Below are 26,645 nucleotides of genomic sequence, written 5' to 3'. Positions count from 1 at the left end.
GGCGCATCGGTCTTACGATGGCGCCGCCCTCTTGCAAAAAGCCAAACCCAAGTCAGGTTTGGGGCTCCCGGTAATCAGGTCTGACTTTCTGAACTTGTGGTTTCCGGCGTGACGAGCTTGCCTTCTTCGGCCTTGTAAAAATACTGACTGGCAACCAGCCATCCCTTAAGTGGCCGCAATATGGGAATGCAGGTTAGAAGGATTAGAGGCAGAGTTGTCACAAGATGGACCCAATAGGGGGCGGTAAAGGCGATTTCCAGCCAGATGGCAAAGGCAACAGCCGGAACGCAGCCAAAGCAGATGACAAAGAATGCCGGGCCGTCGGCCGGGTCGGCAAAGCTGTAGTCAAGGCCACAATGGGTACAGCCGCTTTTCAGCTTCAAGAAACCGTCGAAAATGCTGCCTTCACCACATCGTGGACATCTGCCCTTGATGCCGGTCTGGATCGGAGGAAGTTTCGGCCAACTCTCTGACGTGCTCATCGGGTGCTCTTTCTGCAGGCGCATCCTTGTGCGTATCTGCCCTGCCACTAAAACCAGTCACTTTGCAAATTTGACTGCAAGTGAATGCAGTCAAAGATATGCCAATTTCTCACGATTGCAAGATGTTTGCCTGCGACGGATTGCCATGGGGCGCAGGTTAGAAATAGGTGGTGACGTCTTTGGGTTCATTGGACAGCGTTTCGGCAATGACGCTGAGCGCCGTATCAATTTGTGAGCGCGTGTGAGGGCCACCCAGACAAAGCCGCACGGCTTCGGGTGATTGACCCGATACAACAAAGGCATCGCTCTCTGCCAAACCGATCGCCTGGTTTCGAACCTGGCTGACAAATGCAGCTGAGGTCCAGCCATTGCCGAGTTGCAGCCATAGGTGAAACCCGTCCGGATCGGCTTGGAAGGACAGATCTTTCAGATGCTGTGCAGCAAGTCTCTGGCGTGCGGCGCTCTCGTTTCGAATATGCCAAAGCATTTCATTTGCAGTGCCGTCTTCGATCCAACGGCTCGCGAGCGCCATCATGAGCGGGGAGACCATTATGCTTTGCGAGCGCAGGACGCGGGACAATCGCATGGATGCGTTTCGCTCCGGTGCAACAACATGGGCAAGGCGAAGACCGGCCCCAACGCATTTGGAAAGAGACCCGACATACCAAGTCGTCTCGGGCGCAAGCGTTGCAAAGGCCTGCGGTTTCGATTGGCAAAGCTGGCCGTAGGCATCGTCTTCCAGAATGGGAACACCGTGCCGGGTTGAGATCGCAGCAAGTTCCTTCCGCCGTTGCAGCGAAAGGGTGCGTGTTGTCGGATTGTGAAGTGTCGGGTTGAGATATAGCGCCTTGATCTTGCTGTCTTTGCAGGCAGCTTCAAAGGCTGCTGGGTCGAGCCCGTGTTCATCTTCTTCAAGCCCTATGAGCCCGAGATTGAGCTGGCTGCAAAGCGAGCGGATGCCAGGGTAGGTCAGGGCTTCGCACGCAATCGTGTCGTCAGGTGTTGAGAGTGTCGACAAGATGCCTGCGAGCGCAGCTTGTGCACCTGATGCAAACTGAATCCGGTCCGCGGCAGGCGTAAGTCCGACACCTTTGAGCCAAAGCAAAGCCGTTTCCCGATCAGGGCCGTCAGGGGGAAATGTTTGGTAGCGCAACAAGGACAAAAGATCTTGAGACAAGGCATCAGTACCGGCGCGCAGTCGGGCCAGCAAAGTTTCATCATCGGGCTCCGGGGGCAGGTTCATTGAAAAGTCAGCGGGGCCGTTGCGGCGTGTGTCCGACTTTACAGGCCTGGTACGTTCGGCGTTTCCTGGGTCCGTGACGTAGGTGCCGCTTCCGACTTGTGAAGCCAAAAGACCACGACGTTGCGCTTCCGCATATCCCCTGGCAACGGTGGTGAAATCGAGCCCAAGTTCACCTGCAAGCCTGCGCTGCGCAGGCAACCGGTCCCCCGGTGTCAGCCTTCCTGCAGCAAGATCAGCTGCAATTGCGTCAGCAATGGCCATGTAGCGTGGTGTATTTGTGGTCGAAAGGTCTGGGATCCAGTTTGTCACGATCGTGCACTTCTAAAATGACTGCATAATGACTGTATATACGATTTAAAAAATGTAGTCATTCAGTAAATGGAGTCCCCTTGATGTTTTAGGCCCGGGATTTGGTCGGGAATCATGGATGCCTTTCGCGCTTGCTCAGCTTGATCACCTCAATCGGTGCGCCTAGGCTTACGTCATGAGGTATCGACAGGTGAGGAGCTGACCATGATCTGTGGACGTAGGCATGTATTGACCGCATCGCTGGCCGCCCTGTTTTTCAGGCCAAAACACGTGTCAGCCTCAAGTCGAGAGATAAAGGTGATTTCGGCAGACGACCTGACTACTGAAGCGAGAGCGAGTCACGAGCGTTACATGCAAATGGCCATAGACGCCCTTGGTGGGGGCGCGCCATTTGGTGCCGTCATTGTCGATCAGGAAAGCGGTGAGGTGATGTGCCACGGCGTGAATCGGGGCAGCGTCAACCGAATTTATCACGGCGAAATGGACGCCATGATCAACTGCACCAACCTGCATCCGGATATAGATTGGTCCAAGATGGCGCTTTATACGACCGGTGAACCTTGCCCAATGTGCATGAGCGCAATCGTTTGGAACCGTATTCCCAAAGTCGTCTATGCGACTTCGATCAGGAAATTGAAAAACATTGGCCTTAACCAGATCGGTCTTGAATCCCCGACGGTGGCTGGTGCCGCGCCGTTTTACAGCGGAGAGATCATCAGCGGTGTTCTAGAAGATCGCACCAACGCAATGTTCGAAAAGTGGTGGGTTGCAAGGCAGGCACGTTTCCAAAGCGAGCAGAATACGGCCAATTGAAGAAGCCAGGCCTGACAGTTTTAATCCTTAGTGAAACAATCAGGTCCGGTCCATCACTTCGACGGATAAGACCGTTGGCAAATGTATAGAAACGCTCCCTTTGTTGTCCCAACCAGAACAGTCAATTCGTTCGTCGTCATCCCCGACCTCCCTGGCTTACTGGTAATTCGATCATGCAAAGGGCGTGAAGTGTGTGTGCGGCTGAAATGTCGGCTAACTCAAAAGTGGCAACACGAAAAAAATAAACAATAAATTGCAGGTGAGGGGCTGCGGGTGTTAAATGTCGAGACTGAGTTGATGTCACCTCAAGGGTGTATCGGTGGCTTTTTTGGAGGGGCAAATGCGCAAGACAGTTTCCATGATAGACCGGACCGCTATCAGCGGCTACCCGACCTATTGCGACGGATATGCCCGCCCCGGGAACAACGGCAATGGGTATGTCTCGGTTGTGAAGGTTGCAACGGGTGTCGTTGAAAAAACAGACGATTTTCTTCTGGACGGGATCGTCGCATATGACCGTGCTGAGGCCAATGATGCCTATATCGGCCAGATCAACATGGAAACGGCATCCTCGTTTTGCGGCATTGCCGGCAATGTCTGGGGATATGATCTTGCATACAATTCAGCCATCGACACGCTTCAGCCGATGTTCAATGCGCAGCAATATGACGGATCTGACCTGCCGGTCTACGATGCCGGCCCCTTGATTGATGCTGGCATTGCACTCTTCGGTACCGAGCAATCAAGGCGCTTTCCACCAGCGCCAGGTGCACATGTGATCTGTGCCAACAAGAGCACAACAAACCTTCGCCCCAGGGCCGGTGTGCCGGACCTAGCCAAAGGCGAAGCCTACGGCGTCTGGTGTTACATCGCGTTGTCGATCACGCGGGACAGAGAGAACTCAGCTGACCTTTTCATCGAAGATGCCGGAACCTGGACTGAAAATGACAATCCGAAGGATCTTCAGGCATTTCTTGATCAGCACCAGAGATCGGTTGCCTGGAGCATCGTTGCCTGCGGCAAGGACCAGTCAGTGCTCTACGACCGGACTTTCATGGCCTATGCCTACACAATCATGGAGCCAGGTTTTGTCGGAACAGCTCTAACAGTGGCTCCTTATGTGACGCTTGCCCAAAGAGCCGTTCCCCAAGCTGGCTTTAACGCCCTCTACGACGTGACGCTTTCAGAGTGGGAGCAATCCGTCAGCTGAAACTGACGCAGATTTGGCGTCAGTGGTTTCTCAAAGGCAGTGCGTGCGCAAGGCGCACGGCCGATGCGACACCGTCTACGACCGGTATCTGAAACTTTCTGGAGAGGTCATCCGCCAGATCCGCCATGCCAGCGCATCCCAGAGCGACAGCGCCGATGCCGTCTTCCGCCAGGGCTGCTTCAATCTCTTTTTCTATTTTGTGACGCGCGTTGCTTTTGGGATCTTCAAGCTCCAACACAGGTACGTCAGATGCACGAACCCTGGCACAGCGCGGCGCCAGACCGTTCAGGACCAGATTGTGCTCCAGCACAGGCACTGAAACGGACAATGTCGTCACCACCGAAAATTTGGGCGCTGCGACCGATGCGATGTGATACGCCGCTTCGCCGATGCCGATCACCGGGATCGTCGATCTTTCCTTCAGCTCAAACAGGCCCGTATCGTCGAAGCAGGCGATGATGACTGCGTCGATGCTCGCGTCGTTGTTCAAGTGTTGGTCAAACACATCAAAAAGACCAGGAAGTGCGGCTGCGCCATCCTCAGGACCCTGGATGGCGGCAGGGCCGCCGGTTGGATTTACAGCTGTTATCCGACTGGTGGAACCTGCAGCCTTTTTTGCTGCTATCGCGATTTTCTCCGTCATGGATGCGGTCGAATTCGGATTGATGACGAGAATATGCGTGTCTGTCATATCCGCCTCAAACGAGACCCTGTCCGGCATCCGATCCATGTTTGGAGCGTCGCCGGTTCAGTGTGATGACGATTGCCAGAAACAGACCGATGATCAGAAAGGAAAATGCGGTTGTCAGTGTTCCAAGGGCGAAGATGACGGGCGTCGTGACATTCGTGGTCATGCCGTAAATTTCAAGGGGCAGGGTGTTGTAGCTGCCGGACGTCAGAAGTGTGCGAGCGAACTCGTCATAAGACAGGGTGAAGCCGAATAGGGCGACGCCGATCAGCATCGGCGCAATAATCGGCAAGACAACATATCGGATGGTTTGCCATGCACTCGCACCTTGGTCGCGCGCGGCTTCTTCATAGGATTTATCGAAGCGATTGAAGACGGCAAACATGATCAACAGACCAAAGGGAAGGGTCCAGGTCAGCTGCGCACCAAAACCGGATGTCGACCAATGTACCGACAGGCCCGATTGCGAAAATATCAGTCCGACACCAAGCGATATCAGGATCGATGGGATCACGAGTGAGGTGATGATCAGGTAAAAGATCACACTTGAGCCGGGAAACCGTTTGCGAAAGGCGAGACCACCCATTACCGACACGACGACTGTCGTGAACATTACCATCAGACCGAGCGTGAGCGAGCGAGCAAAGCTTCCCCAGATGTCGCCGACAGCCTGTTGCCGGAAGAGATCCTCAAACCAGTGAAACGAGACACCGCGCATCGGAAATGTCAGTCCACCCTGTGGTCCCTGGAAAGAGAGGATCGCAATCGTGATGGTTGGCCCATAAAGGAACACCAGAAAAACTGCGAAGACGGTTGCAAGCACATAGAAGGTCCGGGAGCGTTTTTCCATCTCTTTAAAGCTCCTTCCGGATGTCGACGAACCTCAGGAGAATTGCGATCACGAGTATCACCGTGATCAGCAGGATCACGGCGGTAGCTGCCGCCGAAGGGTACTGAAGCAGCGCGATGTCGTTCGAAATCAAGCGTCCGACATTGGCCTTCTGGCTGCCAGACATGAAGCGCACGGTTATGAAGTCACCCATGACAAGGGTGACCACGAAGATCGACCCGATCATGATGCCTGGTTTGGTGAGAGGAATGATAACATTGGTGAGTGTTTGAAATCCGCTTGCGCCATTGTCATAGGCAGCTTCGATCAGGGATTTGTCGATGCGCATCATCGTGTTGAAAATCGGCACCACCATGAAAAGCGTGTAGAGATGCACGAAGGCCAGGATTACCGAAAAATCGGAGAACAAAAGCCATTCAAGCGGCTCATCGATGACCCCCATGGAAATCAGTGTGGAATTCGCAATGCCATTCCGGCCCAGAAACGGGATCCAGGAGATCATGCGAATGATGTTGGAGGTCCAAAACGGGATTGTGCAGAGCAGAAACAACACGATCTGCCATGTCAGTGAGCGGACATGGAAGGCCAGGAAATAGGCAATCGTGAACCCCAAAACCAGTGTTATGGCCCAGGTGATCAGAGCGTATTTCACGGTGTTGAGGAAAACCTGGTAGGTGACGGGCGAGGTCAGCAGAAACTGGTAATTGTCAAACTGGAATGCCGGGTAGATTGAAAACTCGGTAGCACCCCAGAAACTGACCACCACGATCATTGCGATAGGCAGTACAAGGAAAAACAGAAGGACCAGCGCAAGCGGCAAGGACAATAGCCAGCCGGATACCGCATCAGGCAGACCTTTCAGCCGGCCGGTGCTCTTGGGCAACGTCTTGTCGGTGTTGTCAGCGGGAATGAAGAGATGCGTCTGGTCTGTCATTAAGCCCAGGTCCGATTGTGGGAGATTGCGCCGGGGCCGTAGCCCCGTGCGCATTTGCCGGTTCGATGTCAAGCAGCGATGAATTCGTTCCACTTGCGAACCATGTACTGGTTCTCGTCCATGACCGCGTTCCAGCAGGCAACAGCCCCCATACGCTCAAGGAAGGAGCCGCCATCGCGGGTTTCGCCGGCTTTTGCCAGAACATCGCCGAAGGGATTGGTAATGTCGCCTGTGGCTTCCTTGCCCTCGAACCAGTAGCCCCACTCGTTTTCGTCCATGTGGTTCTTGGAGGTTTCCGGAACAGCGGAATAATAGCCTTGGCGCATGAGGAAGCCGCCGACCCAGCCATCCAGGTACCAGTTGATATATTCATAGGCAGCTTCCAGCTCGAGGCCGGACAGGCTCTTCGAAAGTCCGATGCCACCACCCCAGGAACGATAGCCTTCCTTCAGCGGTTGGTAGACACATGGAATACCGCGTGATTTCACGGCTGTTATTGCAGGCGACCACATGGATTGAATGATCACTTCGCCTGACGCCATTAAGTTGACGCTTTCGTCAAATGTTTTCCAGAACGCACGGAACTGGCCGTTCTTCTTGGCTTCGGTGAAGATCGCCATGGTCTTGTCGATCTCTTCACGCGTCATGTTGCCCTTGTCGCCGTACTGGATTTCACCCATGGCTTCGCAAACCATCGCAGCGTCCATGATGCCGATGGACGAGATGTCCAGGATCGACGCCTTGCCCTTGAATTCCGGGTTGAGCAGTTCAGTCCAGCTTTCGATCGGGCGTCCGATCAGATCGGGCCGAATGCCGAGCGTGTCAGCATTGTAGATCGTCGGGATGAGGGTCATCCATCCCGTTTCTTCAGTGGCAAAGGTCTTGCCGTCGGGACCATCGACAAATCCGACCGTATGCGGGGCAGTACCTTGTGCAATGGTCGATTCCGGCGTCAGCTTTCCGCTTTTGAAAATGCCGACGATCTTGTCGTAGTTCTTGATCTTGGTGGTATCCATGGCTTGGAGGTTGCCTGTCGGCCAAACCTTTTTGCAGATCCAGTATTCGATGTCGGCAATATCGAAACTGTCCGGCTGGGTGGCTGCGCGCTGTGTGACCGCGTCTGAATCGAGGGCCGTCATTTCAAGCGTGAAACCGAGGTCTTCTTTCACTTTCTGGGCAACCTCGTTGAGGTTGGAGACCCCGGTGCCAAACTGGCGCAGCGTCACGTCTTTGATGTTCTGCGCCCAAATGGTTGGAAAGCCTGTGATGGCTCCGGAGCCAAGAGCTGCACCGGTCGCAGCCGCCCCACCTTTCAATATGCTACGCCGGCTAATGCCTTTTTCCGTCAGTTTCTTAGTCATCTGTCCTACTCCTGTTCCCCTCTGGAGTTTTGTTCGGCTCCGTCGAAAAGAGCCGTGATTGGTGGCTTTACGCCGCCAGCTCGTGAGCATCTTCCGGCTTCCAGGTCAGAAAGACGGTTGTGCCGATTTCGATTGGATCTTTGAAAAAAGTGTCGTCGGTGAGCGCAGCCGTCAGCTCACCGGCACCGCCTGCGTCCAGAGCAAGGTTCACGCTTGAACCCAAGTATTCGACATCCTTGACAAATGCGCTGAGGAGCGTGCTTTCGCTCTCGGCTGACCTGTTTACCAGCAGCCTGTCAGCGCGCAGGGCTATTGGTTTGCCTTGCTGTTTCAGTACGTTGTGACCACCAATAAAGCGTGCGACAAACTCTGTCGCCGGCGTATTGAAAACGACTTGGGGCGGTCCGGCTTGCTCAATCTTTCCGCCGTTCATTACGATGATGTCGTCGGCGAGTGCCAGAGCTTCATCCTGGCTGTGTGTCACATGAATGAATGAGATATTCAGCTCGCGTTGAAGCCGTTTGAGTTCGAGGCGCATCTTGATGCGCAAGAATGGATCGAGCGCGGACAGCGGTTCATCAAGCAGCAAAACCGTCGGCTCGGTTATGAGTGCTCGGGCAAGTGCGACACGCTGTTGCTGACCGCCTGAAAGTTGCGCGGGCAGGCGCTCCGCATAGGCTTCCATATCCACCAGCTCGAGCATTTCAAGTGCCTTTTTAAGCCGCACCGGCTTGTCGATACCTTTCATCTTCTGGGAAAAGGCCACGTTGTCGATGACGCTGAGATGCGGAAACAGCGCGTAGTTCTGGAACATCATCGCTGTGCCGCGACGCGCCGGCGGCAAGTCGGTGATGTTGGTGCCGGCCAAAAGAATGTCGCCTGACGAGACGCTTTCATGCCCGGCAATCATGCGCAGTGTGGAGGATTTACCGCAGCCGGAAGGGCCAAGCAGACAGGAATATGATCCCGCTTCGAACTTGTGATCGAGGGCGTCGACCGCAACTGTATCCCCATACTGTTTGGTTGCCGCCACAAGTTCCAGATCAAGGGATGTTGCCATGTCCGGGCTTCTCCATGTGAATGCCATGTTCGGACAGGAAGTCAGCAAGCGTCGTGCCAAACTCAAGGAGTGGCGGAATTCAGCCGAAAAGTCGGGGTGTGTGACAGGTGCTTTCGTAAGCCACGAGTTTAAGTGCACAATAAATTGGCAAATAGAATACACATTGCTCAAAAATTGTATACGATATTTCATTGTGGTGAATGTGCATGAAGAGTAGGATCAGGCCATTGCTTGATCCTTCTTGCCAATCAGACAACGACGAAGACCATGACCAACGCCGCTCTCAGCGATAGCAGCCATCTGCACGAGGTGATCGCCTTGCCTCCGGGACGCGCGCTGGAGATCTGTCGCAGCCTGCATTCGGCTATCCTGGAGCACAAGTTGGTGCCGGGTTTGAAGTTGTCTGAAGACGAGGTCGGAGAAATCTATGGTGCCAGTCGTACGGTGGTCAGGGCGGCATTGCAGGCGCTGGCCCATTCCGGTTTGGTCAGCATCGAAAAGAACAGGGGCGCCTTTGTCGCGAAACCCTCCGTCCAGGAGGCGCACGAGGTCTTTCAGGCCCGCGCTTTGATCGAACCTGCGGTTGCCCGCTTAGCCGCAGACATGATCACTGATGCGCAGATCAAACGCCTTTACGCTCATCTGGAAGCTGAACACAAAGCGCTTCATGACGGAGATATGGGAAAGGCATTGTTGCTCTCGGGCAATTTTCATACAGAAATTGCGGATGTCGCCGATCACAGGGTCTTTGCCGGAATGGTCAGGTCCCTGATCTCACGTTCCTCGCTGGTGATTGCGCTCTATTGGAAACGGTCTGACACGGCATGTGAAAGCCACTCTCACCATGCCCTGATGGACGCTTTGGAAAAACGCGATGCTGAAGCTGCTGAGAGTATCCAGAAAAGCCACATCATCGACCTGCATTCAGGCCTGGACCTCAGGTCAAAATCAGATCAGGGTCTGTCGCTTAGCCAGGCGCTGCAAGGCGAATAGTCTTTCACTGCGGTTGCATTTCCACCACTGAGCAATAGACATCCAGAGCGGTCATCTGAGCAACCGGGAAGCTAGCTAAAGCTGTAAACCCTTCAATGATTTTCGACTTTCGCCGGTTTTTTGAAGAGCTTCAAAAGCGGCAGAATAATCTTGTCTGTTACGGGGATTAGCGCCAGACCTAGCGCAAGTCCGAAAACGCCGTCGAGAGCGGCTGTGACTGCCCAGGTTACGAAACCTTGTGCAACCTGAACCGCATGGGCTGCACCATGACTGATATCGTGGATGATATGATAGAGCCCTCCAAACCCGAGGACTTCGGTTCCATGCAGCACGATCGAGCCTCCAACCCACAACATGGCCGCGGTGCCGACGATCATCAGTAATTTCATGAAACCCGGCATCGCTTTGACAATACCTAGACCAAGAGCCCGGGTGAGTGCCAGGCTGCCTTCTTTGGACATGTGAAGGCCGACATCATCAGCTTTGACAATCAGCGCGACGGAACCATAGACGAGCACCGTGATGCCAATGGCGACGACGGCGAGTGTTGCGGCTTCCATCCAGATATTGCTGTCCGGGATTTCCGAAAGCGCAATCGTCATGATCTCTGCAGAGAGGATGAAATCGGTCTTGATTGCGCCCGACACTTTCTGTTCTTCCAGGTGGACGGGATCAGGCACATATCCTTCCGGCTCATCTGCGTCGTGATGCTTGGGCTGGAACAGGTGATAGACTTTTTCTGCTCCTTCGAAACACAAATACGCTCCACCAATCATCAATAGGGGAGTGATGATCCATGGCAGGAAGGTGTTGAGCAAAAGGCCGACAGGCAGAAGAAAAATCAATTTGTTCTTCATCGATCCTTTGGCAATACGCCAGACGATCGGGAGCTCGCGGGCCGGAGAAAACCCGGCAACATATTTCGGCGTAACCGCTGCGTCGTCGATGACCGCACCTGCCGCTTTTGCTCCGGCTTTGGCTGCCTGACCGACAACGTCATCAACCGATGCTGCGGCAACTTTGGCAATTCCGGCGACATCATCCAGAAGGGCAAGCAATCCGCTCATGTCAGCTCCAAATGTGCAATTTTGAAAAGTGTTCTTACTAGATACCGTGTTTAGCAGCATTTAGCCGACAGCTTGAATTTTTTCCACAACGCCTGTGCTCCAAACCTGAAAAAGATGACGCAGAGTGGTCGTAACTTCTGGCCTTGGGTCTTTGATAGAAGCTTCTGTAACGTGACCTTAGGTGATCTTTGTGTTTACGCTGGTTCCCTTAGAGCATAGGTGCACGAGAGTTGAGCTGATGTGTTTGAAACTGGTTCGCAGCGTTTTTCCCGTTTTCGCGTTTCTTGCCTTTCTGATTGCCGCGGGCCTGCTCGCGCGCGCCGATGAACCCATTGGGGATGGGGTCAACGACCTTCCGCTTTTTGATGCGCATATGCACTACAAGGAACCGGCCTGGGAGCGGTATCCGGTTGAAAGCGTGATTGAACTGATGGACGAAAACGGTGTCGCGATGGCCTTGGTTTCTTCAACGCCTGACGAGGGCACGATCATGCTCTGGGAACATGCTCCTAACCGCATTGTGCCGGAGCTGAGGCCCTATCACGGCAGCGCCGGGTCCGGGAACTGGACCAAAATGAAGGGTATGGATGCCTATCTCGAGCGCCGGTTGGAACAGTACCCGCACGAAGGGATCGGCGAGTTTCATATCCATCGGCTCGATACGTCCGATGAAGCGCTCTTTCGCAAGGTTATCGGGATGGCGCGGGAGAGGGACATTTACCTGCATGTTCACTCGGGAGCTGAACCGGTTCGATGGCTGTTTTCGCTTGATCCCGATGTAAAAATAATTTGGGCACACGCAGGCCTGAGCACGCCGGCACCTGATGTACACAAGTTGATGTCGGACTTTCCGACATTGCTCGCCGACACGTCCTTGCGTGAATGGGAAATTGCAGGCTCAGGGAGCAGTCTTGACCCGGAATGGGCAGAGATCGTTTTTGATTTTCAAGACCGTTTGATGATCGGAAGCGACACCTGGGTGAATGCGCAATGGGACAAATATTCCGACATCATGGCATCCAACCGACAATGGCTTGCGATGCTACCGAAATCGGTTGCCGAAAAGATTGCGTATAAAAATGCTGAACGCGTATTCGGGCGGGAAGTGACGACCGATCTCGTCGGGACACGATGACGTTTGGTCGGTTTCAACCGGTTCTCAAAAGTATTCTTGGCTCGGGTCAACCTTGAGCGATCTTGTTGCCCTCAAGGTGTTGGAGTGCTCCAGAAGGACGCTTCATAAATATCAGAATAGGACGGCACCGTTACAAACTGCATGCCGAGGCGCTCAAAGAATGGACGTCGGTGCTTGCTGCTTGCATTTTCAACATCAATGAACCATGCGGGTTGCCGGAAGCTCTCATCTAGTCGCTGTAGCCGGGCGCGTTCCAGAAACAGCCATCTGAAGAAATTTTCGTCTTTGCCAAAACCGAAACCGAAAATGAGCAGCGGTGAATGAAAAAGGATATCAAGCCAAGTGTCTGAACCGCGCCATGTCGAAGTGTGATCCTTGGCGCTGCGCCGAAGTCCGTTTCCTGCATAGACCCAATGGCGCGCGCGCTGAACAGCACCCATGTAATGCGTAAGACCGAGGCGAATGCTTCTGCGATACCGCATCATCCCGTGAGCATGCCAAATCGCAAAACTGTTCCGAGGTGTGTCGATTGCCTGGTCCGAAAAATAGGAACTCCAGGGATAGTAGTCGGTAAAACCCTCTTTCGACCGAATGAACTTGGCGTCGATTGATCTGGAAAGGTTTTCATCGAAATTGACCGTGATAATAGGCGTGCGCTTGGATTTCGCCCAGGTCACGATCTTTGAATGATGTGAACTGTGTCGCCAATCCGTCATCAGGTCACAAAACGCTTTTTGCAAAGACACCTTTTCTTCGAGCGGCCGGCCGAGGTCCAGGATGTCAAAGAACTCGGTGTTGGACATCTCCTTCATCTCGTCATCGGACAGGGAAAGTCCCTGCTGATTGGAGAGCTTCTTCAAGAGGCCTTCCCAGCTTGCGTTTTGCGAGCCGCCATAACGATTTATGCCGTTGCCGATCAATAAGGCCGGTTTCAGATCCGTCGGAAGCACGTCTTCAAGAAATGGCAATGTCCGTCTCCCTGGGATTAAAGCCAAACGCTCTTTTCAAAGGTAATTCGATCAAGCATTACCTTGAATCACAAGAGGTACGGAGCCTTGGGTTGTGAGGAGCAGAAGGCAAACCTGCATTTGGACCGGACAGGAAAGCCTTTCTAGACCGCCGTCGAGGTGCGTCGGTCCCGGAGACAAAACTCAAGAAGCTATTGAGGGAAAGTTGTTTAGGGCCAGACCAGGTTGTCTGACAGTGAACCGTCCACGCTTCCCGTTGTGACGCGGGCACCTGCGACCTTCGCTTTTCCTGAAGCCACGAGTTCCAACGCTCTGGGATAGATCCGGTGCTCGATTTCCAGCACGCGCGCGGCAAGCACATCGGATGTGTCGTCGTCCAGGACGGGGACAGCGCCCTGCGCAATGATCGGTCCATCATCCATTTCGGCTGAAACGTAATGCACGGTTGCGCCGTGTAATTTGACGCCTTCTTCCAATGCACGTTCGTGGGTTGCAAGTCCTTTAAAGGACGGCAGAAGTGCTGGGTGTATGTTGATCATGCGGTTGGACCAGGCATTGACCAGGAAAGGGGTCAGGATCCTCATGAAGCCTGCCAGGGCGACGAGCTCAATCTTGTGCTGCTTCAATACCGCATCAACGTCTTTTTCAAAGGCTTCCCGGTCGCCTGAAAAATCCTTGTGATCGACCACCGCGGTCGCAATGCCAAGCTCTTTCGCGTGCTCCAGCCCTTTCGCATCTGGGCGGTTTGACAAAACCAGTGCGATTTCCGCCGGGTAGTCTGGAGCCATTGCCGCCGAAATCAGCGCACTCATATTGCTGCCGCGACCGGAAATCAAAACGGCTGTTTTCTTGCGGGTCATGTAGAAAAGCCCAGGCTACCGTCGAATACCACTGGCGCACTGCCTGCTGCTTCTATCCTGCCGATCCGGACTACCTGTTCGCCTTCGCTCTGCAAAACGCGTGTAACTTCATCGGCTTCGGTTTCGGCCACAACAAGAACCATTCCTATCCCGCAATTGAATGTCCGCAGCATTTCCTTTTCAGCAACACCGCCGGTGTTGGCCAGCCAATTGAAAACTGCAGGAGCACTGATGGCCGAAAGATCAATACGCGCGGAAGAATTCTCTGGCAGAACGCGTGGCAGGTTTTCCGGCAAGCCGCCGCCCGTAATATGAGCCAGAGCCTTGATACCGGTCGTAGCTTTCAGGGCTGCCAACAGCGGTTTGACGTAGATCTTTGTCGGTTCCATCAGCGTTTCGCCAAGGGTCTTGCCGTCAGCAAAAGGTGCTGCATCAGACCAGGTCAGGCCGGCAAGTTCGATGATCTTGCGCACCATGCTGTACCCGTTGGAATGAACGCCGGAAGAGGTCAGTCCAAGGAGAACATCGCCCGTGGCAACGTCCTTGCGCGGCAGGATAGCGCCACGCTCAACCGCCCCGACTGAAAAGCCGGCAAGGTCATAGTCGCCTTCGACATACATACCGGGCATTTCAGCGGTTTCGCCGCCGATCAATGCTGCGCCTGCCAGTTTGCAGCCATCGGCGATACCGGCAACGACATCGCTTGCCGTTTCAACGTCAAGTGCACCGGTTGCGAAATAGTCGAGAAAGAAGAGCGGCTCTGCGCCCTGAACAACGAGATCGTTGACGCACATGGCAACGAGGTCGATACCGACTGTACGGTGTTGTCCGGTTTCAATGGCGATCTTGAGTTTGGTGCCGACACCGTCGTTGGCCGCAACCAGGATCGGATCCGTAAAGCCAGCGCCCTTCAGGTCAAACAGGCCACCGAAACCGCCAATATCGCTGTCCGCGCCTGGCCTGGAAGTCGCTTTGACCAAGGGCTTGATGCGGTTCACCAGTTCGTTTCCGGCATCGATATCGACCCCGGTATCGGCATAGGTCAGACCGTTGGACCCAGAGGATTGGCTCATAAGGCGCTCCAAGACATTTCAGGCAGGTGGCTATGCTAACGCGGCTTACCCTCTGGCGCCGCGGAACACAAGTGGTGAGGGGGCATTGCTCCACGCTTTGCCCCAAGGCTTGGGCAAGATTGCACAACCAGAGCGTCTGGTCTCACCACTGGACTTGACCGTTGCTGGCGTATAATCCCATCTGAGTTGGCTTTGATCCGTTTCTATTGTGCCGTTTGAGGAGCGCCATTCATGACCCTTCGCCGTCAGGTTCAGTTCTGGTTGATATCCCTCGCTGTATTCTGCCTGTTTCTCTATGTCTTTTCCGGTGTGTTGCTGCCGTTCGTGGCAGGCATGGCGGTCGCCTACCTGTTGGATCCGGTGTGCGACCGGCTTGAGAAACTCGGCATGGCCAGAATGTGGGCCACCTTGACGATCTTGTTCGCGTTCGTCTTCCTTCTGGTGCTTTTCTTCATTTTGATCCTGCCTTTGCTCGGCAATCAGCTCGCACTTTTTCTGGAGCGGTTTCCGGATCTTGTGCGCAAACTGCAGACGCTGCTTTCGGAGTATTTTCCGGCAGATTTGGCGACCGTGGCCGGGATCAATCCGGAAGATCTGCAGTCCTCCATGTCGGATCTCATCGGACAGGGCGCGAGTTTTGTCGGCAAACTGGCACAGTCCCTGTGGAGCGGTGGTCAGGCTCTGCTGTCGATCCTCTCGCTTTTCGTCATCACGCCGGTGGTCGCATTTTATCTTCTGCTCGACTGGGACAGAATGGTGGAGCGCATTGATGGCTGGATACCGCGAGATCATCTGGGCGAGATCCGCGGTCTTGCAGCAGAAATGGACGGTGCGGTTGCCGGTTTCGTCAGGGGGCAGGTGTCCGTCTGCCTTATCCTTGGTGCATTTTATGCGATCGCACTTGCCGTTGTCGGCCTGAACTTCGGTCTTCTGATCGGCATGGCCGCCGGTCTTGTGAGTTTCATTCCTTTTGTTGGCGCAGGACTTGGTCTTGTTCTTTCAATTGGTGTTGCGCTGGTACAGTTCTGGCCGGAATGGCCATGGATCATTGCGGTTGCCGCTATCTTCGGCGTCGGACAGTTTCTGGAAGGCAACATCTTGCAGCCGAAATTGGTGGGAGACAGCACCGGATTGCACCCTGTCACGCTGATGTTCGCACTTTTTGCCTTTGGATATCTCTTTGGATTTGTGGGGATGCTGGTCGCAGTCCCTGCAGCAGCGATGATCGGCGTGCTTGCGCGCTTCGGATTGAAGCAGTATCTCGCTAGCCCGGTGTACAAGGGCATCGGCCGGGCGACCCCGGTTGGTGACGACAAGGTATCAGAGTAACCGAACATGGCGGAACCTCCGCGCCAGCTGCCGCTAGATCTGCCGCACGAAGCAGCCTTGAGCCGCGACGACTACCTGGTCGGCGGTTCTAACCGAGCTGCGTTCGAGCTTTTGGAACGCTGGCCTGACTGGCCATCGCCGGTCGTTGTTTTGGCCGGTCCGGTCGGTGCCGGCAAAACCCACCTGGTCAATGCGTTTCGGGACGAAACGGGAGCAGCTGTCGTCCAGGCGTCTGATCTCAAGGAAGACGACGTGGAATTGCTTGCGTCAGCGCCGGCAGCAGTCGTTGAGGACGCTCATCTGGGCGTCGATAACACCGCGCTTTTTCATCTTCTCAATTCAGCCAGACAGGCAGGAAATTCGGTATTGATCACCAGCCGAACCTGGCCTGCGAGCTGGAAAATAGTGTTGCCTGATCTTCTTTCCCGACTGCGCGCGGCAACACCCGTGGAAATTCAGGAACCTGACGATGATTTGCTCCGCAGGGTCCTGGTGAAATTGTTTGCCGACCGTCAGATCGCAGTGGAAATCGGCGTGATCGACTATCTGGTTGTGCGCATGGAGCGATCGCTTGAGGTGGCCTTGCGCGCGGTTGAGGCCATCGATCGGGAAGCGTTGGCAGGCCGGGTCAAGATCACAAAGCCTCTTGCGGGCAGGGTTTTGGAAAATGTGCATAAAGGCCAATAATCTGAGGGCAGCACAAAGAACTGTCATTTGCGAGCGGAGCAGTCCATGTTAGTCACGGCTACGAGAGGCAAGCACCCCATGTTTGATGTAGGTGTCCCAATGCCTTACGATGGAAGATGACATGAACGAAGCTACGGATCTTTCAGACATTCTGCCCTCATCTCAAGTCGTTCCCGATCCGCGTATCAAGTCGGACGGACCTGGAAGCGGGCAAGATCTGGCGCTTTCTCCTGCAAGGTTCATGAACCGCGAATTATCCTGGCTGCAGTTTAACCTGAGGGTTCTTGAAGAAGCCATGAACCCCAATCACCCGTTGCTTGAACGGGTGCGTTTTCTGTCGATATCAGCCAACAATCTCGACGAATTCTTCATGGTGCGCGTTGCCGGGCTGCGTGGACAGCAACGGGCCGAGGTCACCAACCTGTCCGATGACGGCCTGACCCCCACTGAACAACTTGAGAAAATCAGCGAAGCTGTTCGGGAACTTCAGGCCTCACAGCAAAAGATCTGGGGTGAATTGGGCCGTGAGATCGCTGAAAAAGGCATTGAAATCCTTCAAGGAGATACGCTCGGCGAAAGCGAACGGGCATGGTTGCAGGACTATTTCCTGAAGTTCGTGTTTCCGGTTCTCACACCACTGGCCATCGATCCGGCGCACCCGTTTCCATTCATTCCCAACCTCGGTTTCTCCATCGTCTTCGAGCTGGTCCCCGTTTCGGGCGGCCGCGGCATGATCGCGCTTCTCAGAATTCCCAATCAGGTGGACAGGTTCGTCAAGCTGCCGGGTGGCGAGGACGGAGCGGCCCGGTTTATCGCTATCGAAAAAGTCGTTAGCCTTTTCATCGGCCGGCTTTTCCCTGGCTACGAAATTCGTGGCAAGGGTGCCTTTCGTGTCATCCGTGACAGCGACCTTGAGATCGAGGAAGAAGCAGAAGATCTGGTGCGGCTTTTCGAGAGCGCTCTGAAGCGTCGCCGACGCGGATCTGTGATCCGGCTTGAGATTCAGGAGACAACGCCGCCGGCCTTGCGTGAGTTTGTGGCCGATGCACTTGATGTCGGTGAAAGCGAGATTTTTCTGGCCAATGGGTTGCTCGCACTGAACAACCTGTCGCAGATCGTGGACCTGGAGCGTTCTGACCTGAAGTTTCAGCCCTATACAGCGCGTTTCCCGGAACGCATCCGGGAGCATGGTGGCGATTGTCTTGCTGCAATCCACCAAAAGGACATCATCGTTCACCACCCGTATGAGTCCTTTGACGTTGTCGTGCAATATCTGCGTCAGGCCGCGCGGGACCCGGACGTTGTCGCCATCAAGCAGACGCTCTACCGAACGTCCAACAATTCACCGATTGTCAAAGCTCTAGCGGAAGCTGCCGAGGCCGGAAAGTCCGTGACGGCTTTGGTGGAGCTGAAGGCGCGTTTTGACGAAGCGGCCAATATCAAATGGGCGCGGGATCTGGAACGGGCAGGGGTGCAGGTCGTGTTCGGCTTTATCGAGCTGAAGACACACTCGAAACTCTCAATGGTCATCAAGCGTGAACATGGACAGCTGAAGACCTACTGTCATATCGGGACAGGCAACTATCATCCGATCACCGCACGCATATACGAGGATCTGTCCTTCTTCACCGATGATCCCGGAATTGCCGAGGACGCGGCAAGGGTTTTTAATTTCATCACAGGGTATGCCCAGCCCGCCGAACTGAACCACCTGATGGTCTCGCCCGTGAATTTGCGCGAGCGCATGCTGGAAATGACCGAGGCGGAAATTGAACACGCCAGAGCGGGCCGTCCGGCACAAATCTGGATGAAGATGAATTCTCTGGTTGATCCGGAAATTATCGATGCCCTCTACCGTGCAAGTCAGGCAGGCGTTCAGATCGATCTGATCATTCGTGGCATCTGCTGCCTGCGGCCAGGCATTGAGGGCCTGTCTGAAAACATCCGGGTCAAATCAATCGTCGGGCGCTTTCTGGAGCATTCGCGTATTTTCTGTTTCGGCAACGGTCAGGGACTGCCTTCGCCAGAAGCACATGTCTATATCGGATCTGCGGATCTCATGCCGCGCAATATCGACCGGCGTGTCGAGGTGTTGACGCCTTTGTTGACGGCAACCGTTCATGAACAGGTGCTTGACCAGATCATGGTTGCCAATCTGAAAGACAACCAGCAAAGCTGGCGGATTCTTTCGAACGGACGGCACGAACGCATCGTGCCAGGCGCAAACGAAGACCCTTTCAATGCCCACCAGTATTTCATGACCAATCCGTCCCTGTCGGGGCGCGGCAAGTCGTTGAAGAGCGATCGTCCAAAGCCGTTCAATGAACGGCAAAAACGAGGATAGTATGAAAGCCCAGTTTCAGCCGGCACGAGGTCGGCTTAACGGGTCCGGACCGATTGCGGTTGTGGACATCGGCTCAAACTCCGTGCGTCTCGTGATTTACGAACGCAAGGCCCGCACCCCCACTATGCTTTTCAACGAAAAGCTGCTCGCGGGGTTGGGGCGAGGGGTCGCTGCAACAGGGCGTATGGCGGACGATTCAGTAAACCTCGCCTTGAACGAACTGGCTCGCTTCAAAGCGTTGATCGAACACACCGGGTGTCAGGAGACCTATGTCGTTGCAACCGCTGCGGCGCGGGATGCGGCCAATGGTGCTGAGTTTGTCGGCGAAGTTGAAGCCTTTCTGAAGTCACCCGTGCGCATTCTTGACGGGAATGAAGAAGCTTACTATTCGGCCCTTGGTGTGATCGCTGGCTTCTGGCAGCCTCGTGGGCTTGTCGGCGATATGGGTGGCGGCAGTCTGGAACTTGTTGAAATCGACAAGAACCTGCCGGGAAAAGGGTCCACCTTTCCGCTTGGCGGATTGCGTCTTTCCGAAGAAGCGGATGGCAAGATACCCAAGGCGGTGAAGATTGCCGAGGCAGCGTTGAGTGACTACGACTGGCTGGATCTCGCCCCTGGCGAACGAACTTTCTACGCAGTTGGCGGAACTTGGCGGTCTTTAGGTCGCCTGCATCTTTTGCAGAACGATTACCCATTGCACGTGATGCACAACTACGAAATTGCTGCGGACGAGGCGATCGAATTCTGTCGCAAGGTTGCGGTGCCTAATCTGGAAGGCGTCGACAAGGGAGAGATTATCTCCAAACAGCGCCGACCGCTTGTTCCGATCGGTGCAGTGGTGCTGGAACAGGTATTGACTGCCATGAAGGCTGAGCGCGTGATTTTCTCGGCCACCGGAGTGCGCGAAGGGCTCTTGCACGAAACCTTGCCTGCAGACATGCAGGCTCAGGATCCTGTCATCGAGGCAGCGCGTGAGCTATGTGTGTTGCGTGCCCGTTCTCCAGAGCATGCGGAAGAGCTGATTGCCTGGACGGACAAGTTGTTCAAGGTTCTGGAAATCGAGGAAACAGCGAACGAAACACGCTTGCGACACGCCGCCTGCCTGTTGTCCGACATCGGATGGCGTGCACATCCGGACTATCGTGGCGAGCAGAGCTTGAACATCATTTCCAACGCGTCGTTTGTCGGTCTGGACCATGCGAGCCGGGCGTATCTGGCAGCGGCGGTCTTTTACCGGCACCAGGGCTTGAGAGAAGGGGCTCTGTCCACAGTGATCCGGCAGCTGTTCACGGACCGACTGCGTATTCGAGCCAAGGTACTGGGTGCAACGCTGCGTGTTGCATCGCTCCTGAGCGCCTCCATGGCTGGTACGCTACCGCATGTGGGCATCTCATCGGTCGAGGGAGGAATTTCGCTCGATCTCGGCAAAAAGCTGGCGGATCTCGAAGGCGAACGCCTGCGCAAGCGGGCGGCACAACTGGGCAAGGCAATCAGCGCGACGGTTGAGATCAACGCCGGCTAGGTCTTGAGCCTCTTGCGAGACGGCATGGTGTTCGTCCGCTTATTCCGCCGCCTGCCTTTTGGGCTCAGCCGGAGCTGGTTGATCGAGAGCGACTATCTGCCGGTTCTGGAAAGCAAGGGCGACTTCGCCGCGCTTCAGTTTCAAAGCAGTTTCTCCGAAGAGCTCCCGGCGCCATCCCTTCATGGCGGCAACGTCAGCAGCATCGTCCGCTGCGATCTTTTCAAGATCGTCGACTGTCGCGATCACCTTTGCCGCAACGCCATTGGCTTCGCTGACAAGCTTTAGGAGAACTTTCAGGAGATCGACGGCGGCCGCTGATCCGTCAGGTGCCTGGCGTCCCTTTGGCAGTTTCGGCAGTTTTTCTTTTGGAAGGGCAAGCGCTTTGCGAACCGACTTCAGGATTTCGTCGGCCGATTTGGAACGCTCGAAACCTCTGGGAATGGTTCTCAGCCGTCCGAGGGCTTCCGTGTCCTGTGGTTGTTGTGCGGCGAGCTCATAGATTGCATCGTCCTTCACAACACGGCTGCGCGGTACATTACGGGATTGGGCTTCTCTTTCGCGCCAGGCCGCGACTTCCATCATCACGGCCAGTTCGATGGGTTTGCGCACCCGAAGCTTCAGCCGTTTCCAGGCTTGCTCGGGAACCGTTCTGTAAGTGGTGACAGACGTCAGCACTTCCATCTCGTCCTGAACCCAGTGACTGCGGTTCTGTTCGGCCAGGTTCGCCTTCAGGAATTGGTAGGCGTCCCGAAGATGGGTGACGTCGGCAAGCGCGTAGTCGAGCTGCTTGTTGGTAAGCGGACGCCGGGCCCAGTCGGTAAACCGGGACGACTTGTCAATCCGGGCACCGGTGACCTTGTAGATTAGTTGATCGTAGGAAATTGAGTCGCCAAAACCACAGACCATCGCCGCGACCTGAGTGTCAAAAAGCGGGGCCGGGATGAGTTCACCCAAATGGTAGATGATTTCAATATCCTGCCGCGCCGCGTGGAACACCTTGGTCACACTTGCGTCACGCATGAGCTCGAAAAAAGGTTCCAGATCAAGCCCTTCGGAGAGCGCGTCGACGATGAAAGCCATGTCTGGCCCTGCCATTTGAATCACGCAGAGCTTCGGCCAGAAAGTGGTTTCACGGAGAAATTCCGTGTCGACCGTAACGTAGTCATTTGCTGCAAGGCGCTGACAGGCAGCGGCGAGGTCTTTTGTTTTTGTAATCACATGCATGGTGATGTTCAGCTATACCTGAGTTCTGCCGCTTTGTCGCCACGAAATGGCATTTTTGGACAGCACTCTACTTGTAAAGGCGCAAAATGTGCGCCTATGTTGAAATGAGCTGAAGCGAAACCTGTCGGGACTGGGAAGTGTATATGCGCAAGATACTTGTGGTGAATTCCAAAGGGGGCTGCGGGAAGACAACCGTGGCCACGAATCTCGCCGTTGCTCTCGCCGCCCGAGGAGAAGACGTGGCTCTCGCCGATGCCGATCGTCAGAAGTCTGCGCTTGCATGGGTGAAGCGTCGTCCCAAGCATCTCAACAAAATCGAGGCTTTGAACTGGACGAAGGAAAGCGCGATTGGTGAAAAGGACAAGAACCTGGACGCGATCGTAATCGACGGACCGGGAGGCCTGAGATCAGAACTGGCCAAGAACCTCATCGCAGAAGCATCCGACATCGTGGTCCCGGTTCTGGCAAGCGCTTTTGACTGGAATGCCACGTTGAAATTCCTGGACGGTATTTCGGACATCAAACGTGTTCGCAAAGGCAAAGCCGAGATATTGGTGGTGGCCAATCGAATCAACAGGCGGTCAACGCAGGTCGCTGACCTTGAACAGACGCTGTCGAAGAAGGGCTACCCGCTGTTGGCCAGAATTTCCGATCGTGTTCTTTATGCGCGGCACGCAGCCGCGGGAACAGGGGTCTTTGATGTGATGGACAACAAGTCTCACGAAATCCGTGGCCAATGGCATCCGCTGCTTCAGGCGGTGGATACCTGATGGTCTTTTCCCGGTTGGAGCGGGCGATGAATGAGCCAAAGACTGCAAGCCTATCGGCATTGCTGCCAAGTTTATCACACAGATATTAAGGATGACGGCATTGCCCCGGACAAATCCGGGGCAGATTTTATCTTGAGCGGCACGCCGAAAACGGGTTTCAGCATGCTTGCGGACGACTTTATGCGCGTTGCTCAGCTTCCCATTTGAGCTGTGCATTGACCGAGACCCCGTACTTGAACATCTCGAATGTGAAATCACGAAGAGGTGCGCCTGAGGCAATCTTTTTCGGGAGGTCCGGATTGAGCATGGCAGCCTTGCCGATGGAAACAAAGTCCGCGAGCTGGTCTGCAATGACCTGGTTCGCCAAGCCAATGTCCTGAAGCCCGCCATTGGCAATCACCGGCAGGCCCGTAAGACTGCGTGCAAAAGCAGTGAGGTTCTCACCTGTTTTTGTTGTGCTGTGGTAGGTGTAACCGCCTTTTTCGCTTGCAAGGTGGATGAAGTTGGCCCCAGCTTCGGCAACCGCGCTGAATATCACTCGGGCATCTTCAAGGCCGTTTGGCCAGAAATAGTCCTGAACAGTTGCCTTGGCCTGGGAAAGGCGCACACCAACGAGGAAATCCGGAGAGGTTTTTTGTTGGCACATTGATAAAATATCGGTTGTCAGGCGCAGCCGGTCTTCAAGGGTCCCTCCATAAGTATCGTTGCGCAGATTGGTTTCCGGTGTGAGGAACTGATCGAGCAGATACCCGTTGGCACAGTGGATCTCCACGCCATCGAAGCCTGCGGCTTCAGCTCGCTTGGCTGCATCCACAAAGGCGGAACATATGGCGCGAATGTCGCTCACCGACAGCTCCCCGGGCGTGTCATAAGGTCCCTGGCGTGGCCCATATCCCTGAAGCATTTCACCCATGGGGCGCACAGGCGACGGCGCAAAGGCTCTCTCCACAAATTGTGACACCGCGCCGGCATGAATGAGTTGCAGTATGATCTTGCCGTTTTCCCGTTTGACCGCTTCGACTACGGTCCGCCAGCCTGCCTCGTGGCTATCTGTAACAAGGCCAGGCTGATTGCCGTAGCATTGCGAATAGTTGGCGTCGACAAAGGCCCCTTCAGCGATCAGCAGACCAAAGCCGCCACGCGCAAAGCCAGCATAGTAGCTCGCCATTTCAGCAGTGGGAGTACCGTCTGGTTCAGCCGATGTACGCGACATAGGTGCAAGCACCAGTCGGTTTGAAAATGATTTTGACCCGATAGTTGCCGGACTCAGGAGTGCAGTTTGGTTGGACATGGTTTTTCCATCTGGTGAACGCGATGGCCCAGAGGTAGAAAACACATGACTTTCTGACAAGTACGCAATATTTTGGTATATACATACAAAAAAGTAACTATTGGGATTTGTTATGGGAACGCTGATCGATCCAATGTTCTGCCCAACCGAAACCGCTCTTGGTGTAATCGGTGGAAAGTGGAAAGGCATGATTCTCTGGTGTATTTGCCGGAAAACAATGCGTTTCAATGAGTTGCACAGGATGATTCCATCAATTTCACAGCGCATGCTGACCAAGCAGCTGAGGGAACTCGAAGAGAGCGGTATTATCGAGCGAGAGGTTTACGCCCAAGTCCCGCCCAAGGTGGAATACAGTCTGAGTTCACACGGACAAAGGCTGAAACCAATTCTGGACCAGTTGGAAGACTGGTCCCGTGAATACCTGGAGCAGCGTCAGCAAGACTGAAGAGACGGGAATGGACCGGGGAGGGAGGGAAACGATCAGGAACTCCCGGTGCGCATGGCGGCGTCTCCCTTGACTTTCGCCTCGCAACATGGCTTGTGCAGCCCGACACGGCCTGCCTCCGGCGGGCCGTAATGATTTTCCATGCCAAGAATAATGTCGAGGAACAAGAATGCACCCCTACCGTAGTCACACGTGCGGTGATCTCCGTCTGACCGACGAAGGCCAGACCATCCGTCTTTCCGGCTGGGTTCACCGGGTCCGAGATCATGGCGGGGTGCTGTTCATCGATTTGCGCGATCATTACGGCGTGACACAATGTGTTGTCGATCCCGATTCGGATGCCTTCGGGCTCGCCGAGACGGTGCGCTCTGAATGGTGCATACGCATCGACGGGAATGTGAAAAAGCGGACGGACGAAACCATTAATCCTGATCTGCCGACAGGTGAAATTGAAGTCTTTATCCGCGAAATGGAAGTGCTTGGTTCTGCCAAGGAGCTGCCGCTGCCTGTCTTTGGTGAGCTGGACTACCCGGAAGAAGTTCGCCTGAAGTACCGGTTCCTCGACTTGCGCCGCGAAAAGCTGCACGACAACATGATCCTGCGGTCAAACGTCGTCCGCGATCTGCGGGATCGCATGTGGGACATCGGCTTCAACGAATTTCAGACACCGATCATCACTGCGTCTTCACCGGAAGGTGCGCGAGACTTCCTGGTGCCGTCGCGTCTGCATCCTGGAAAGTTCTATGCACTCCCGCAAGCTCCTCAGCAGTTCAAGCAGCTGCTGATGGTTTCCGGCTTTGACAAGTATTTTCAGATCGCCCCGTGTTTCCGCGACGAGGATCCGCGCGCTGACCGCTCGCCCACAGACTTTTATCAGCTCGACATGGAAATGTCCTTCGTCACCCAGCAGGAAGTCTTCGACACGATCGAACCGGTGATTGCAGGGTGCTTCGAGCGTTTTGGAAAAGGACGTCCGGTCAACCGCAGTTGGCCGCAGATCTCCTATAAGGATTCCGCGCTCTGGTACGGCACCGACAAGCCGGATCTGAGAAACCCGATCAAGATGCAGATCGTTTCGGAACATTTTGCCGGATCGGGCTTTGCAATCTTTGCAAATCTCCTGGAGCAGCCTGGTACCGAAATTCGCGCTATTCCGGCACCGAAAGGCGGCAGCCGCAAGTTCTGTGACCGCATGAACAAGTTCGCACAGGGCGAAGGTCTTCCAGGCATGGGATATATCTTCTGGCGCAAGGCAGAAGACGGTTCCACGGAGGCTGCCGGCCCGCTTGCCAAGAACATTGGTCCGGAACGCACGGAAGCCATTCGTGTTCAGCTCGGTCTTGAGGTCGGTGATGCCGCCTTCTTCCTGGGTGGAAAACCGAAGCAGTTCACGGCCGTTGCCGCAAAAGCGCGCGTGATCATTGGCGAGGAACTCGGTCATACCGACAAGGAGCGGTTTGAGTTTGCCTGGATTGTCGACTTCCCGATCTATGAACGGGACGAGGAAACCGGCGAGATCGACTTTGAGCACAACCCATTCTCAATGCCTCAAGGTGGCATGGAAGCGCTGGAAGGTGACCCGCTGGAAGTTCTTGGCTGGCAATACGATCTGTCTTGCAACGGACATGAACTTGTTTCCGGTGCTATCCGGAACCACAAGCCGGAAATCATGTACAAGGCTTTTGAGATTGCCGGGTATCCTGCAGAGGAAGTCAACAATCGCTTCGGCGGTATGGTCAATGCCTTCCAATATGGAGCGCCGCCGCATGGTGGTTGCGCTGCCGGCATAGATCGTATCGTGATGCTGCTGGCAGACGAGGCCAATATTCGTGAAGTCATGCTCTTCCCGATGAACCAGAAAGCCGAAGATCTGATGATGGGTGCTCCGAGCGATGTAACTTCAGCCCAGCTTCGGGACTTGCATTTGCGCCTGAATCTGCCCGAAGCTTAAGTAAAAGGGCCACTTGCGGGCGACCGCACTTTAAGA

24 protein-coding genes are annotated in these 26,645 nt (G+C 54.8%); 11 read left to right on the top strand and 13 right to left on the bottom strand.

Annotation, left to right across the window (positions count from 1 at the left end):
* Positions 1-74 precede the first annotated feature (74 nt).
* Both FIV00_RS19030 and FIV00_RS19025 read right to left on the bottom strand, forming a co-directional pair.
* On the bottom strand, positions 75-482 hold the full coding sequence (locus FIV00_RS19030) for a DUF983 domain-containing protein (RefSeq protein WP_152502232.1): 408 nt from the start codon (positions 480-482) through the stop codon (positions 75-77).
* Positions 483-639: 157 nt separating this feature from the next.
* Positions 640-2,034 (bottom strand): PLP-dependent aminotransferase family protein, encoded by a 1,395-nt coding sequence (locus FIV00_RS19025; RefSeq protein ID WP_152502231.1) that lies wholly within the window; start codon positions 2,032-2,034, stop codon positions 640-642.
* 204 nt (positions 2,035-2,238) lie between these two features.
* Between FIV00_RS19025 and FIV00_RS19020 the strand changes: the two genes are divergently transcribed.
* Positions 2,239-2,847, top strand: a complete 609-nt coding sequence (locus tag FIV00_RS19020) for a nucleoside deaminase (protein ID WP_152502230.1) — start codon at positions 2,239-2,241, stop codon at positions 2,845-2,847.
* Between the two features lie 340 nt (positions 2,848-3,187).
* Positions 3,188-4,057: a histidine decarboxylase, pyruvoyl type gene (gene hdcA, locus FIV00_RS19015; RefSeq protein ID WP_152502229.1), complete on the top strand. Its 870-nt coding sequence runs from the start codon at positions 3,188-3,190 to the stop codon at positions 4,055-4,057.
* 19 nt (positions 4,058-4,076) lie between these two features.
* Here the strand turns inward: hdcA and FIV00_RS19010 are convergent, their stop codons facing one another.
* The 5 genes from FIV00_RS19010 to FIV00_RS18990 form a co-directional block, all read right to left on the bottom strand.
* Positions 4,077-4,748, bottom strand: a complete 672-nt coding sequence (locus FIV00_RS19010; protein ID WP_152502228.1) for an aspartate/glutamate racemase family protein — start codon at positions 4,746-4,748, stop codon at positions 4,077-4,079.
* Between the two features lie 7 nt (positions 4,749-4,755).
* Entirely contained in the window at positions 4,756-5,595 is an 840-nt protein-coding gene (locus tag FIV00_RS19005; protein WP_152502227.1) for an ABC transporter permease, read from the bottom strand.
* Between the two features lie 4 nt (positions 5,596-5,599).
* Positions 5,600-6,529 carry an ABC transporter permease gene (locus tag FIV00_RS19000; RefSeq protein WP_209006616.1) on the bottom strand — a complete coding sequence of 310 codons (930 nt, stop codon included), beginning with the start codon at positions 6,527-6,529 and terminating at the stop codon, positions 5,600-5,602.
* 68 nt (positions 6,530-6,597) lie between these two features.
* A complete protein-coding gene (locus FIV00_RS18995) occupies positions 6,598-7,890 on the bottom strand; it encodes a PotD/PotF family extracellular solute-binding protein (RefSeq protein WP_152502226.1) in 1,293 nt (430 codons plus the stop codon).
* A 67-nt stretch (positions 7,891-7,957) separates the two neighbouring features.
* Complete coding sequence (locus FIV00_RS18990) at positions 7,958-8,950, bottom strand: ABC transporter ATP-binding protein (protein WP_152502225.1); 993 nt, start codon at positions 8,948-8,950, stop codon at positions 7,958-7,960.
* Between the two features lie 267 nt (positions 8,951-9,217).
* Between FIV00_RS18990 and FIV00_RS18985 the strand changes: the two genes are divergently transcribed.
* Positions 9,218-9,943 (top strand): GntR family transcriptional regulator, encoded by a 726-nt coding sequence (locus tag FIV00_RS18985; RefSeq protein ID WP_152502224.1) that lies wholly within the window; start codon positions 9,218-9,220, stop codon positions 9,941-9,943.
* A 92-nt stretch (positions 9,944-10,035) separates the two neighbouring features.
* Here FIV00_RS18985 and FIV00_RS18980 read toward each other — a convergent pair whose 3' ends face one another.
* Positions 10,036-11,010 (bottom strand): DUF808 domain-containing protein, encoded by a 975-nt coding sequence (locus FIV00_RS18980; protein WP_152502223.1) that lies wholly within the window; start codon positions 11,008-11,010, stop codon positions 10,036-10,038.
* A 238-nt stretch (positions 11,011-11,248) separates the two neighbouring features.
* Here FIV00_RS18980 and FIV00_RS18975 point away from each other — a divergent pair, with 238 nt between their 5' ends.
* Positions 11,249-12,145, top strand: coding sequence for an amidohydrolase family protein (locus tag FIV00_RS18975; RefSeq protein ID WP_152502222.1), 897 nt, complete (start codon positions 11,249-11,251; stop codon positions 12,143-12,145).
* Positions 12,146-12,216: 71 nt separating this feature from the next.
* Here FIV00_RS18975 and FIV00_RS18970 read toward each other — a convergent pair whose 3' ends face one another.
* The 3 genes from FIV00_RS18970 to purM all read right to left on the bottom strand — a co-directional run bounded on the left by FIV00_RS18970 (position 12,217) and on the right by purM (position 15,046).
* Positions 12,217-13,113: an SIR2 family protein gene (locus tag FIV00_RS18970; protein ID WP_152502221.1), complete on the bottom strand. Its 897-nt coding sequence runs from the start codon at positions 13,111-13,113 to the stop codon at positions 12,217-12,219.
* Between the two features lie 209 nt (positions 13,114-13,322).
* The gene (gene purN, locus FIV00_RS18965) at positions 13,323-13,973 is read right to left on the bottom strand and encodes a phosphoribosylglycinamide formyltransferase (RefSeq protein WP_152502220.1); all 651 of its coding nucleotides are present in this window, start codon (positions 13,971-13,973) and stop codon (positions 13,323-13,325) included.
* Entirely contained in the window at positions 13,970-15,046 is a 1,077-nt protein-coding gene (purM, locus tag FIV00_RS18960; protein ID WP_152502219.1) for a phosphoribosylformylglycinamidine cyclo-ligase, read from the bottom strand. Before purM ends, purN begins: the two co-directional genes overlap by 4 nt.
* Before the next feature lie 231 nt (positions 15,047-15,277).
* Between purM and FIV00_RS30325 the strand changes: the two genes are divergently transcribed.
* The 4 genes from FIV00_RS30325 to FIV00_RS18940 all read left to right on the top strand — a co-directional run bounded on the left by FIV00_RS30325 (position 15,278) and on the right by FIV00_RS18940 (position 20,928).
* Positions 15,278-16,375, top strand: coding sequence for an AI-2E family transporter (locus FIV00_RS30325; protein ID WP_152502218.1), 1,098 nt, complete (start codon positions 15,278-15,280; stop codon positions 16,373-16,375).
* Positions 16,376-16,381: 6 nt separating this feature from the next.
* Complete coding sequence (locus tag FIV00_RS30320; protein WP_152502217.1) at positions 16,382-17,062, top strand: DnaA ATPase domain-containing protein; 681 nt, start codon at positions 16,382-16,384, stop codon at positions 17,060-17,062.
* 121 nt (positions 17,063-17,183) lie between these two features.
* Positions 17,184-19,406: an RNA degradosome polyphosphate kinase gene (locus FIV00_RS18945; RefSeq protein ID WP_152502216.1), complete on the top strand. Its 2,223-nt coding sequence runs from the start codon at positions 17,184-17,186 to the stop codon at positions 19,404-19,406.
* 1 nt (position 19,407) lies between these two features.
* On the top strand, positions 19,408-20,928 hold the full coding sequence (locus FIV00_RS18940; protein ID WP_152502215.1) for a Ppx/GppA phosphatase family protein: 1,521 nt from the start codon (positions 19,408-19,410) through the stop codon (positions 20,926-20,928).
* A gap of 39 nt (positions 20,929-20,967) precedes the next feature.
* Here the strand turns inward: FIV00_RS18940 and rnd are convergent, their stop codons facing one another.
* Positions 20,968-22,152, bottom strand: a complete 1,185-nt coding sequence (gene rnd / locus FIV00_RS18935) for a ribonuclease D (RefSeq protein WP_152502214.1) — start codon at positions 22,150-22,152, stop codon at positions 20,968-20,970.
* A 194-nt stretch (positions 22,153-22,346) separates the two neighbouring features.
* Here rnd and FIV00_RS18930 point away from each other — a divergent pair, with 194 nt between their 5' ends.
* On the top strand, positions 22,347-22,922 hold the full coding sequence (locus tag FIV00_RS18930) for a ParA family protein (RefSeq protein ID WP_247649256.1): 576 nt from the start codon (positions 22,347-22,349) through the stop codon (positions 22,920-22,922).
* A gap of 178 nt (positions 22,923-23,100) precedes the next feature.
* Here FIV00_RS18930 and FIV00_RS18925 read toward each other — a convergent pair whose 3' ends face one another.
* Positions 23,101-24,213, bottom strand: coding sequence for an NADH:flavin oxidoreductase (locus tag FIV00_RS18925; RefSeq protein WP_152502212.1), 1,113 nt, complete (start codon positions 24,211-24,213; stop codon positions 23,101-23,103).
* Between the two features lie 112 nt (positions 24,214-24,325).
* Between FIV00_RS18925 and FIV00_RS18920 the strand changes: the two genes are divergently transcribed.
* Both FIV00_RS18920 and aspS read left to right on the top strand, forming a co-directional pair.
* Complete coding sequence (locus FIV00_RS18920) at positions 24,326-24,658, top strand: helix-turn-helix domain-containing protein (protein WP_152502211.1); 333 nt, start codon at positions 24,326-24,328, stop codon at positions 24,656-24,658.
* 169 nt (positions 24,659-24,827) lie between these two features.
* Positions 24,828-26,609, top strand: a complete 1,782-nt coding sequence (gene aspS / locus FIV00_RS18915; protein WP_152502210.1) for an aspartate--tRNA ligase — start codon at positions 24,828-24,830, stop codon at positions 26,607-26,609.
* Positions 26,610-26,645 lie beyond the last annotated feature (36 nt).

The sequence above is a fragment of the Labrenzia sp. THAF82 genome (genome assembly GCF_009363435.1).
Lineage (GTDB): Bacteria > Pseudomonadota > Alphaproteobacteria > Rhizobiales > Stappiaceae > Roseibium > Roseibium porphyridii.
This window is presented reverse-complemented; position numbering and strand designations above follow the sequence as displayed.

What these genes read in the sequence shown, in the direction of transcription:
- FIV00_RS18990 (WP_152502225.1), bottom strand. Translation starts at nt 8,950, where the DNA reads ATGGCAACATCCCTTGATCTGGAACTTGTGGCGGCAACCAAACAGTAT.
- FIV00_RS18940 (WP_152502215.1), top strand. Translation starts at nt 19,408, where the DNA reads ATGAAAGCCCAGTTTCAGCCGGCACGAGGTCGGCTTAACGGGTCCGGA.
- aspS (WP_152502210.1), top strand. Translation starts at nt 24,828, where the DNA reads ATGCACCCCTACCGTAGTCACACGTGCGGTGATCTCCGTCTGACCGAC.
- FIV00_RS19005 (WP_152502227.1), bottom strand. Translation starts at nt 5,595, where the DNA reads ATGGAAAAACGCTCCCGGACCTTCTATGTGCTTGCAACCGTCTTCGCA.
- FIV00_RS18995 (WP_152502226.1), bottom strand. Translation starts at nt 7,890, where the DNA reads ATGACTAAGAAACTGACGGAAAAAGGCATTAGCCGGCGTAGCATATTG.
- FIV00_RS30320 (WP_152502217.1), top strand. Translation starts at nt 16,382, where the DNA reads ATGGCGGAACCTCCGCGCCAGCTGCCGCTAGATCTGCCGCACGAAGCA.
- FIV00_RS19010 (WP_152502228.1), bottom strand. Translation starts at nt 4,748, where the DNA reads ATGACAGACACGCATATTCTCGTCATCAATCCGAATTCGACCGCATCC.
- FIV00_RS19030 (WP_152502232.1), bottom strand. Translation starts at nt 482, where the DNA reads ATGAGCACGTCAGAGAGTTGGCCGAAACTTCCTCCGATCCAGACCGGC.
- FIV00_RS18920 (WP_152502211.1), top strand. Translation starts at nt 24,326, where the DNA reads ATGGGAACGCTGATCGATCCAATGTTCTGCCCAACCGAAACCGCTCTT.
- rnd (WP_152502214.1), bottom strand. Translation starts at nt 22,152, where the DNA reads ATGCATGTGATTACAAAAACAAAAGACCTCGCCGCTGCCTGTCAGCGC.
- FIV00_RS18945 (WP_152502216.1), top strand. Translation starts at nt 17,184, where the DNA reads ATGAACGAAGCTACGGATCTTTCAGACATTCTGCCCTCATCTCAAGTC.
- FIV00_RS18975 (WP_152502222.1), top strand. Translation starts at nt 11,249, where the DNA reads ATGTGTTTGAAACTGGTTCGCAGCGTTTTTCCCGTTTTCGCGTTTCTT.
- FIV00_RS19000 (WP_209006616.1), bottom strand. Translation starts at nt 6,529, where the DNA reads ATGACAGACCAGACGCATCTCTTCATTCCCGCTGACAACACCGACAAG.
- FIV00_RS30325 (WP_152502218.1), top strand. Translation starts at nt 15,278, where the DNA reads ATGACCCTTCGCCGTCAGGTTCAGTTCTGGTTGATATCCCTCGCTGTA.
- FIV00_RS19020 (WP_152502230.1), top strand. Translation starts at nt 2,239, where the DNA reads ATGATCTGTGGACGTAGGCATGTATTGACCGCATCGCTGGCCGCCCTG.
- FIV00_RS18925 (WP_152502212.1), bottom strand. Translation starts at nt 24,213, where the DNA reads ATGTCCAACCAAACTGCACTCCTGAGTCCGGCAACTATCGGGTCAAAA.
- FIV00_RS18980 (WP_152502223.1), bottom strand. Translation starts at nt 11,010, where the DNA reads ATGAGCGGATTGCTTGCCCTTCTGGATGATGTCGCCGGAATTGCCAAA.
- purM (WP_152502219.1), bottom strand. Translation starts at nt 15,046, where the DNA reads ATGAGCCAATCCTCTGGGTCCAACGGTCTGACCTATGCCGATACCGGG.
- FIV00_RS18985 (WP_152502224.1), top strand. Translation starts at nt 9,218, where the DNA reads ATGACCAACGCCGCTCTCAGCGATAGCAGCCATCTGCACGAGGTGATC.
- hdcA (WP_152502229.1), top strand. Translation starts at nt 3,188, where the DNA reads ATGCGCAAGACAGTTTCCATGATAGACCGGACCGCTATCAGCGGCTAC.
- purN (WP_152502220.1), bottom strand. Translation starts at nt 13,973, where the DNA reads ATGACCCGCAAGAAAACAGCCGTTTTGATTTCCGGTCGCGGCAGCAAT.